Here is a 9,321-nt window from a genome sequence, read left to right as displayed (position 1 = left end):
TCTATATCTTTAATAAAGGATTTTAAAATTAGAAGACCAATATATGTATAAAAGGTAAAATTTGTTTTGATTTTACTATTTTTAGTGTACAATTAATATAATGATTGATGAACAATTGTTATATATTGTGATTTAACTATATCATAGGGAAGGATATAAAATTATATGGAAAATAAAAAGCGTAATATAATATTTATTATATTTGCCGTAATTATGGGGATTTTTATGTTATTAGTGGATGTATTTTTATCAATAAATAATTTCAAACTTATGTTAATAGCAGGTGTTGGAATACTTTTATCTATTTTTATAATATTACAAATTAATAAAAAAGAAGCAGAGGATAGAGAAAATAAGTAAGAGTAAATATTTATATTAAATCCTTTATTTAGTTCGTAATTTTAGTATATTACGATTCAAATAGGATGTCCATTTGGACATCCTATTATGTTATGCTAATTTCAACACTATTTTAAAACAAAGCCTAAATTTTATAAATTTATATTTTATAGGAAGATACATTAACTTGTATTATAAAGATAAAGGAAATTTTAAAATCTATATTTCTTTATATATAGTGATATCAGTATTATTATTTTTATCAAACCATATATTAACAGTTGTTTTTGGATTTTATTTTAATACATTTATAAGTTATGATTCAATATTTGTATTATTAGGAGCATTAACTTTATTTATGGCATTTAAAAATATAAATATTGATTCTAAGGTAATAAATAACTTAGCTATGGGGTGCTTCGCTGCATATATAATTCATATGAATCCAGTTACAAGTAATTATATTTTTAATAATTTATTAAGCGTAAAGAAGCTTACTGGTGTAATATATATTTTAGCCTTATTTATAATGCCAATGATTATATTTTTAGTTTGTTTTGCAATTGAAAAAATTAGGATTAAATTGATGTCAAATATAGAAGAAAAAATGGTTGAGTTCATACAAAATATATATAATAGGTTTATTATATATAAATCAATAACTAGTAGTGAATTTGAGCAATAGTAGTAATAATTAAATTAATTGTAAAGAAAAAATGTTGATTTGAATATAAACTATTAAATAATATAAAAGTTCATGCATTGAATAAATGTGGTGAATAATAGAAAAAAGAATATTAAGTAATTCATTAGAAGAAGAACACATTAAAAAGAATAAAATAAATTTTAAAAGAAAACATTGCAATAATATGCAGTGTTTTTTATTTACTCCTTTTTATTATCATCAAAACTTATATCCTTAGAAATCATTGAAGGAGTTAAACCGCAAAACTCATCATCTTCATTATTTTCATAATCTTTTAAATAGTTTTCTTTAGTAAGCTCTGCCAAGTTATATGAATGGGTATATGAATCCTGATCATTATATTTAAAGTAAGCCCAATTATTATAAAATTTTATTACTTCAATTATGTCGTCTTTAATTAGTATACCTAATGGTTTAGAGATTAATTTAGGTTTGTCCGTAATAAGTGCAAAGGTTGTTGTAACTTTGTATAGAGACATAACGGGTTCCTCCTTAGTTTTTTTATTTATCAAATATAATTTTTTTAATACATAATATGAGGAAATGTTATCTAATGTTACTGTGGGATTTAGTGAATATCAATTACATGTTTAGACGAATTTGTTGATTATATTAATAAATATGTAAATTATGATGATAGAGAATTGATGACAAACAGGATTGGAAGAATAACTGGGAAGCTTAAGGATTTAGCTTTAGAGGAAGACATTTGTGTAGTATTAGTAGCTCAAGCGAATAGAGGTGTAGATAAAAAAAGTGGGGAAATACTTCTAGATAGATTAAGTACAAGTGATATTCAAGACAGTGTTAGGATTGAACAAGATAGTGACCAAGTCATTGGATTATATAGAGATTTAAAGCTTGATGATAAAGCTTATAGAGATTTTATGCTTAAAAAATGTAAGATAGATTATTATTCAATGGATGCAGATAAAAATCCTAACTGCATAAATGCGATTATAATGAAAAATAGACATGGGGAAATAGGAACTAGTGCGTTGAAGTGGGAAGGTAAATGTTCTAGAGTAAGCAATTTTTAATTATATTAAACTTAGAAAGAAATTAGGAAGTTATTAGATTTGGGTATGGTAATTATATATCCAAATCTTTTTTTATATCAGTATTTAGTAACTAAAAATTTAATTTAAAGAGTTATAAGATTATAAATAAAAAATGTAGAAATATGACTTATTGAAAATAATGTAAATAAGTAAAAATACTGGTATAATATGTAAATAAGAGTTATGTATGATATGGGGGAAAAAGTATGGATAATACACAAAGACAAATCATATACATGTTAAGTGCGGCAATTAGAAAGAAAAATGTTAAGTTTAAAAGTGATGAAAAGATAAATTGGAATGAAGTATTAGAAGAATCAGAAGCTCATAAAGTAACACCGCTTATATATTCAAGCATAAATAGAGCAGAAGCATTAAATATAATGGATGAAAGTACATTAAGTACATTAAAAAAGAATGTATTTAAATCTAGTATTACACAGTCATCACATATAAAAAATGTAGCTTCAGTTCTAGAAAGGTTTAATAATGCAGGAATTCCTATAATAGTTTTAAAGGGGTTAGTGGTTAGAGATTATTATCCAATACCTGACCTTAGAACTATGTGTGATGCAGATGTACTTGTTCATGAAGAGGATTTAGAAAAAGTAAGCGCTCTTATGATTTCTTCGGGCTTTAATCAAATTAAGGAAAAGGATGATCATGGCGCACATATAGTTTTTTATAAAGGTAGTACTGTGTTTGAAGTTCATTGGACTTTAATAAATGATAGGTTCTTCAAAGGCGATAAGTCATTCGAAGACAAACTATGGGATGATGCTATGGATGTTACTGTTGGTGGAGTAAAAACTAAATCACTTTCATTAGAAGATTTAGCAGTTCATTTATGTACACATATGGCAGTTCACCTTGCTTATAGTGGATTTGGAGTAAGACAATTAACAGATTTAGTAGTATTAGTTGAGAAAAAAGGTCACTTGATAGATTGGAAAGCATTCTTAAATAAATCAAAGGAATGTGGAGTATATACTTTTGCTATAGCTATTTTTAATATATGTAACAGGCTATTTGATATGGAAATGCCTAAAGAGATAAAAGGTGAAAAGAATATAAAAAATAAATATATTGAACAGCTTATACAAGATATATTTGATAGTGGAGTTCATGGTAAGAAGAGCAATGATAGAGTTTTTGCAGCAGAATTTGCATTTGATCAGGGAGAAGGTGCAGCAGATGGAAGTGTAAGCATAATTAAAAAGTTCATGAAATTATTATTTCCACCAATAAGCCAAATGAGCGATAAATATAACTACGCAAAGAAATTTATACTTTTAGCTCCAATAGCTTGGATACATCACTTAATAGAGGGTATTTTAAATAAGGACTATAATTTTAGCAGTAAGATGAAGATGGCTACATCAACTGTATCTGTAGCTAATAAGAGGAATAAATTACTAAAAGAATTAGAATTATAAAATTTAGTGAATGAGAGGTTAATAATGGAAGATATACAAAATCAGTTTGTAAGGATACTTTCAGATTCACTTAAAGAAGAAAAACCTAGTATATATACAGATATTAAATGGGAACAAGTATTAGAGTTAATAGAGAGGTATAAAGTAGAAGGAATAGTATACGAAAATATAAAAAATAATGATTTGACAACAATAGTATCAGAAGAGATACTAAATAGATTAAAAATAAAGGTAAATCTAATTGAGGAAGACCAAAAGAAAGTTATAGTACAACTAGATAAAATATCAAAAGCTTTTAATAATAATGAGATTTCATTTATTGTTTTAGGAAATCTAGCTACTAAAGAATTATATTATTATCCAGAAATGAGAGAATGTAATAAGATTGAACTGCTAATCCAAGAGGAAGATACTGAAAGTGTTAAAGCATTGTTGTTTGCATCAAATTATAAAATATTAGAAGAAAATAAAGATGAATATAAAATTACTTTTATTGACGATAAAGAAAGTGAATTAATTATTTATTATCATTTATGCAATAAAAATGACGAAAATAAAGAATTAATCATATATGAAAGAACGGTATGGAAAAGAGCTATAAAATTAGAATTAGGACAAACTGAAGTACTTTCTTTAGATTATGAAGATTTTGCTGTAAGACTATGTATGCAGATAGAAGATAATATATATAAGGGCACAAATGATTTTAAAGAACTATGTGATTTAGCCATGTTAGTGCAAATTAAAGGTAAATTAGTAAATTGGGATAGCTTTTTAATGAAAGCTGGAATGTATGGAGCAGAAAAATCTAGTTTAATAATATTTATATTATGTAACAAGCTTCTTAAAGTAGATATTCCAAAAGACTTTGATATTAAAAAGATAAATAATAAAAAATATGTTGATGCGTTAATAAATGAAATATTTAATGATAGTTTTAATAAAGAAAGTAAGGAAGAAATAGCAGCTATGGTTTGCACAGATAAAGAGATAGAAGAAAGCAATAATTTAATTATAAAGTATGTAATGAAAACAATAAATAAAACTAAAGAGTGGATAAACGAATTAAATTCCCCAGTAACTAGAGAAAAACTATTAGAATGGATGGAAATATAGGTGTGAATAAATATTCACAGATCAAAAGTAGACTATGTCGAATCCAGAAGACTGCTAAGCAGTGACTAGGATAGTGTGCTTTGCTACAATTAAAAGAGTATAAAATTGGTAAAAAAGCTGCGATTTTTCGTAGCTTTTCCTGTTATAAAAATAATAAATAATATTAGGACTAGGAGAAATATAATGAAGATAAGTAAAAATAAAAAAATAATTATTTTAGCAATGATAGTTTTAATAGCTATTATATTAGTTGCTAATTTAGGAAATTTTCTTATAGTAAATGATGAATTGCATAAAGCAGATGCAATAGTAGTATTTAGTGGAGATAATGGTCCAAGAACAGAGAAAGGTGTTGAAATTTTAAAAGAAGGATTAGGAGATTACTTAATATTATCAGGCGGAATAGTTTATGATGATGTAACTATGGCAGAGCTTATGAAAAATCATGCCATTAAACTAGGGGTTCCAAAAGAAAAGATACTAATAGATGACAAAGCATCAACAACACATGAAAATGCTGAATTTACTAAGGAAATTATAGAAGAAAATAACTTTAAATCAATAATAGTAGTTACTTCAGAATACCATTCAAGAAGATCAAAATTAGCTATGGAAAAAGTCTTAAAAAATACTTCAATAGATGGACAACAGGTTAAAGTTATGATTGCTCACGCAACAGAAGAAAAGTTTACAACAAAATGGTGGACAAGTGGAAATAGTATATTGATTCTTATAAGTGAGTATTTAAAACTTATGGGATATTGGACAAAAGGTTATATATAAGAAGCTTTAATAGAAGAATTAATTATATTTAAAAAATATAAAAAATATTAAGTTTTAAAATCTATAAGAAATGAATAAATGTGAATATATGTAGAAATAAAAAGGAATTTATGACATAGAAATACTAGAAAATATTTACAAATTATGGTAGAATATAAATATCGGTTGATCAACGGAATTAAAACTTACTAACTACTTTACGGTACCAAAATTAGAGTATGGTGTGGGTTTGAAAATTTTTGTTTATAGATAGGAGAGAATAATAATGAAAAAGAATTGGAACAATCCAGAATTGAAAGATCTAAAGTTAATACAAACTAGAAATGATGAATGTGTAGATCAGACTAAGCCAGAAGATGGTATTGAAACAACATGTTATTGTGCATATGCGGATCCAAGTATTTTTAATTGTAAATACAGAGTGTTTGATTGGACATGTTTAAAATATAAATGTACTTATAATCCAAGTCAAGCAACATCATAATTAATAAGTTGAAAATGTAATTAATATTATAGGAAAACTACGATTTTAGTAGTTTTTCTATAATAGATATATTTGTAGGAAGATATAACTAAGTAGATTTTATTTTAAAATATATAAATTTTAAGATTAGATAGTGGAGAAATTTTGAGATAAAAAAGAATTGGAACAATCCAGAGTTAAAAGAGCTAGAATTAAATAAGACTAAAGAATAAACTTGTTATTGTGAACAAGGAGAAGTATTGGCAGTCGCAATTGGAGAAAAGAAACACAGAGGTGGACATCATCACAATTAAGGAAATTCATGTCCAAACCAACCGATAGTTAAATCAGCACCACCAATATTGATACCAGAATGTGGTGAGTAAATACTAACATTCTCTTAAGATTTAGTTAGATTAAATATCAATATACGACTTTAGTTGGTATATTGATATTTGAAAAAATGATATATATATATAATAAAGGTATATTTAATTTAAGTGAGGGGTACTATGTACAATTATATAGTTTACGGATTAAAGATTAAATCAGATATTAAAATTAAAGAGTTTATAAAAAGTGAGAATGAAAATAATGACATAGATATTGTTTTAGGGCAGGCACCTGATGATATTAAGAGTATGATATCTAAGGGAAGTAGAAGTTCTTATTCTAAGACAAACGTATGGTTTCATATAGATAATATTGCTACCTATTACATAACTAATGGTAAAACTATATTGGTTGAGCCATGTGAAAATCATGATGAAACATTACTTAGAGTTTATTTAATGTGTAGCTGCTTGGGATTTATAATGCTTCAAAGAGAGCAAGTTGCAATTCATGGAGGAGTTATAAATATTGATGGTAATGCTGTAATATTTACAGGGGATAGAGGGACAGGTAAATCAACTTTAACAACAGCTTTAAGAAATAAGGGATATCAATTTATTTCTGATGATGTAGCCGCTACTTATTTTGATAAAGTACCTTATGTGTATCCAGGGTTTCCATATCAAAAGTTATGTGATGATGCTATGGATAGTCTTGGGTATGAAAGAGAAGGGTTATCAACAATCGTTGGAGAAGATAAGGTAAAATATATAGTTCCAGCTTTTGATAGTTTTTATGATAAATCAGCTCCGTTAACATCAATAGTTAAGCTAGAGGTAGGAGATGTTGATAAGGTAACTATAGATAAAGTAATAGGTCAAGAAAAGTTAATGTTAATAATGAAGAATGTATATAGGCAAGAATTTTTAGGATTTATGGGAGGTATGACTCCTGTATTTATAAAAAAATGCGTTGATATTGCAAAAAATATAACATGTTATAAGGTTACAAGACCTAAAGAAGGTTTTACAGTAAATGAACAAATAAATCTTATTGAAGATACTTTTATTAATATAGAAGAAAAAGCAATTTAATTAATATGAGAGGATGGATTAGATATGAATTTTAAATTAGTAAAGGAAATAGAATTAGAAACTAAAATAAGTAAAAATTTTGATATTGATGATACAGATCTTGATGGAGAAAAGGTAATGATGAACCTTGATAAAGGACAATATTTTATGATGAATGAAGTAGGAAGTAGAATATGGGAAATTATCGAAACTCCAATACACGTTAAGGGAATAGTTGAAAAACTACGTGAAGAATATGATGTTGATGAACAAACATGCACTGACAAGGTTTTAGAATTCTTAAAAAGTTTAAATGAGGCTGATTTAATAAAAGTGAGTTAATGTTTAAATAATGGAATCAACGTTGTTAATACAGTTGATTTTCTACATATAAAATTTGTAAATATATGGAGAAAACATATGAGTAAAGTAAAAATATTATTAAAAAAGTGCAGGACATTTATAAATTTAGATAGTAAATTGAAAATTGAATATGGTAAGGCTTTTATATATACAGGTTGTGCCAGAGCATTTATTCTTTTTGTTCCTTTTAATAAGCTTAGAAAGCGTATGGGGAAGGTCAAGGAAGAATCACCAGAAGAAGTAGATAAAAATATATATAAAGAAGCAGTAGATGTATCAGAGATTGTAAGTATAGTTTCAAGACATACGCCATGGGAGAGTAAATGCTTGGTGCAAGCACTCACTGCTCAAAAGTTATTAAAAGAAAAAGAAATATCTACAACACTTTACCTGGGTGTAAAAAAAGATAGGAATAACAATATGCTGGCGCACGCATGGCTAAGGTGTGGAGAATATTATGTAACTGGCGGAGCTAACAAAGATGGATATGCTGTTGTAGCTAAGTTTGCTAATTAGTAATTAAATTATGAAAATATAAAGAGAGTTTATATGGAAGAGAATAAAATGAAATATTATTACAAAGTTTATGGATTAAATATAGAGTCAGAAATTAAAATACAAGAACTCGTTATTTTAAATGATGAAAATAAAGCTAATATAGATGTAACTATATATATTGATAAGATGCCGGAAAGTATAAATACTGCAAAGAATCAAGGAATACTAGAAGGTTTTAGAAAAAATGAAATGTGGTTCTATATTAAGGGTATTGCAACATATTATATAAGAAATGGACAAGAGATAGTAGTTGAGCCATATAGAGATATTGAAGATCATTATATAAAAACATATATACTTGGAAGTGCCTTTGGATTGTTGCTAATACAAAAAAATATTGTGGCGATTCATGGAGGAGCAGTAGTATTTAATGATAAAGCTATAATCTGCACAGGGGACACTGGAGCAGGTAAATCTACATTAACTTCAGCATTAAGACTAAATGGAGCAAAGCTTGTAGCAGATGATGTTTCAGCTATAGATATAAAGGATGAAATTATGGTTTATCCAGCATATCCACAACAAAAGCTATGCGGAGATGCAGTAAGAAAGCTTGGATATGATACAGGGAATTTTATAAGAATAGATGAAGGAAGAGATAAATATGCAATTCCATCAAAATCAGATTTTATAAATAAACCTATAAAATTATCAGCAATATTTGAAATTATGGTAGGAGATGTTGAAGACGTTGAAATAAAAGAACTTAGAGGCTCAGAAAAGATGAATACTATAATGAAAAATATATATAGAGGATATGTAAATCAATTAGCAGGTTTAGATAGAGAATATTTAAAAAAATGCTTAAAGGTAACTAAAGATATTAATGTATATAGAATGATTAGACCTAAAGATGAATTTACAGTTAATGAGCAAATAGAGCTGATTAAAGAAGAATTATTTAAATGGGATAGAAAGTGTATTTCATTATAAGTATTAATTTTTAGTACTTATGTTGATATAAAAAAATAAGGCTCTGTTAGATTAAATTGTTGATATTGTACTCAAAATAGGGTTGTACAAATTACAACCCTATCTAACTATAAACTCTGTTTAGATTCCCTAACAATATTTCTATTGCAAAGGTCTA

General features: G+C 26.5%; 12 protein-coding genes. 11 read left to right on the top strand and 1 reads right to left on the bottom strand.

The features are described 5' to 3' along the window. Window positions 1–225: 225 nt before the first annotated feature. Together LQE93_RS16850 and LQE93_RS16310 are read left to right on the top strand one after the other, a co-directional pair. A complete protein-coding gene (locus LQE93_RS16850) occupies window positions 226–360 on the top strand; it encodes a hypothetical protein (protein WP_269144418.1) in 135 nt (44 codons plus the stop codon). Between the two features lie 166 nt (window positions 361–526). Then, entirely contained in the window at window positions 527–1,024 is a 498-nt protein-coding gene (locus tag LQE93_RS16310; RefSeq protein ID WP_231074528.1) for a hypothetical protein, read from the top strand. Between the two features lie 200 nt (window positions 1,025–1,224). Here the strand turns inward: LQE93_RS16310 and LQE93_RS16305 are convergent, their stop codons facing one another. Beyond that, on the bottom strand, window positions 1,225–1,524 hold the full coding sequence (locus LQE93_RS16305; RefSeq protein WP_055266116.1) for a hypothetical protein: 300 nt from the start codon (window positions 1,522–1,524) through the stop codon (window positions 1,225–1,227). A 96-nt stretch (window positions 1,525–1,620) separates the two neighbouring features. Here LQE93_RS16305 and LQE93_RS16300 point away from each other — a divergent pair, with 96 nt between their 5' ends. The 9 genes from LQE93_RS16300 to LQE93_RS16260 all read left to right on the top strand — a co-directional run bounded on the left by LQE93_RS16300 (window position 1,621) and on the right by LQE93_RS16260 (window position 9,164). After that, the gene (locus tag LQE93_RS16300; protein ID WP_331000435.1) at window positions 1,621–2,085 is read left to right on the top strand and encodes a DnaB-like helicase C-terminal domain-containing protein; all 465 of its coding nucleotides are present in this window, start codon (window positions 1,621–1,623) and stop codon (window positions 2,083–2,085) included. A gap of 227 nt (window positions 2,086–2,312) precedes the next feature. Then, the gene (locus LQE93_RS16295; RefSeq protein WP_231074524.1) at window positions 2,313–3,542 is read left to right on the top strand and encodes a nucleotidyltransferase domain-containing protein; all 1,230 of its coding nucleotides are present in this window, start codon (window positions 2,313–2,315) and stop codon (window positions 3,540–3,542) included. A 24-nt stretch (window positions 3,543–3,566) separates the two neighbouring features. After that, window positions 3,567–4,658 (top strand): nucleotidyltransferase domain-containing protein, encoded by a 1,092-nt coding sequence (locus tag LQE93_RS16290; protein ID WP_055266122.1) that lies wholly within the window; start codon window positions 3,567–3,569, stop codon window positions 4,656–4,658. A 183-nt stretch (window positions 4,659–4,841) separates the two neighbouring features. Next, complete coding sequence (locus tag LQE93_RS16285; RefSeq protein ID WP_231074523.1) at window positions 4,842–5,441, top strand: YdcF family protein; 600 nt, start codon at window positions 4,842–4,844, stop codon at window positions 5,439–5,441. A 265-nt stretch (window positions 5,442–5,706) separates the two neighbouring features. Further along, complete coding sequence (locus tag LQE93_RS16280; RefSeq protein ID WP_231074521.1) at window positions 5,707–5,925, top strand: hypothetical protein; 219 nt, start codon at window positions 5,707–5,709, stop codon at window positions 5,923–5,925. Window positions 5,926–6,416: 491 nt separating this feature from the next. Next, window positions 6,417–7,331, top strand: a complete 915-nt coding sequence (locus LQE93_RS16275) for a hypothetical protein (RefSeq protein WP_231074519.1) — start codon at window positions 6,417–6,419, stop codon at window positions 7,329–7,331. A gap of 24 nt (window positions 7,332–7,355) precedes the next feature. Beyond that, complete coding sequence (locus tag LQE93_RS16270; protein WP_070205683.1) at window positions 7,356–7,652, top strand: lasso peptide biosynthesis PqqD family chaperone; 297 nt, start codon at window positions 7,356–7,358, stop codon at window positions 7,650–7,652. Window positions 7,653–7,730: 78 nt separating this feature from the next. Continuing rightward, window positions 7,731–8,189 carry a lasso peptide biosynthesis B2 protein gene (locus tag LQE93_RS16265; RefSeq protein ID WP_231074517.1) on the top strand — a complete coding sequence of 153 codons (459 nt, stop codon included), beginning with the start codon at window positions 7,731–7,733 and terminating at the stop codon, window positions 8,187–8,189. Window positions 8,190–8,222: 33 nt separating this feature from the next. Continuing rightward, window positions 8,223–9,164: a hypothetical protein gene (locus LQE93_RS16260; RefSeq protein ID WP_231074515.1), complete on the top strand. Its 942-nt coding sequence runs from the start codon at window positions 8,223–8,225 to the stop codon at window positions 9,162–9,164. The last annotated feature ends 157 nt before the right edge of the window (window positions 9,165–9,321 follow it).

It is taken from the genome of Clostridium sp. NSJ-145, from assembly GCF_021044725.1.
Classification (GTDB): Bacteria; Bacillota; Clostridia; order Clostridiales; family Clostridiaceae; genus Clostridium; species Clostridium disporicum_B.
The sequence above is the reverse complement of the archived record's forward strand: the minus strand, read 5'-3'. Positions and strand labels throughout refer to the sequence as shown.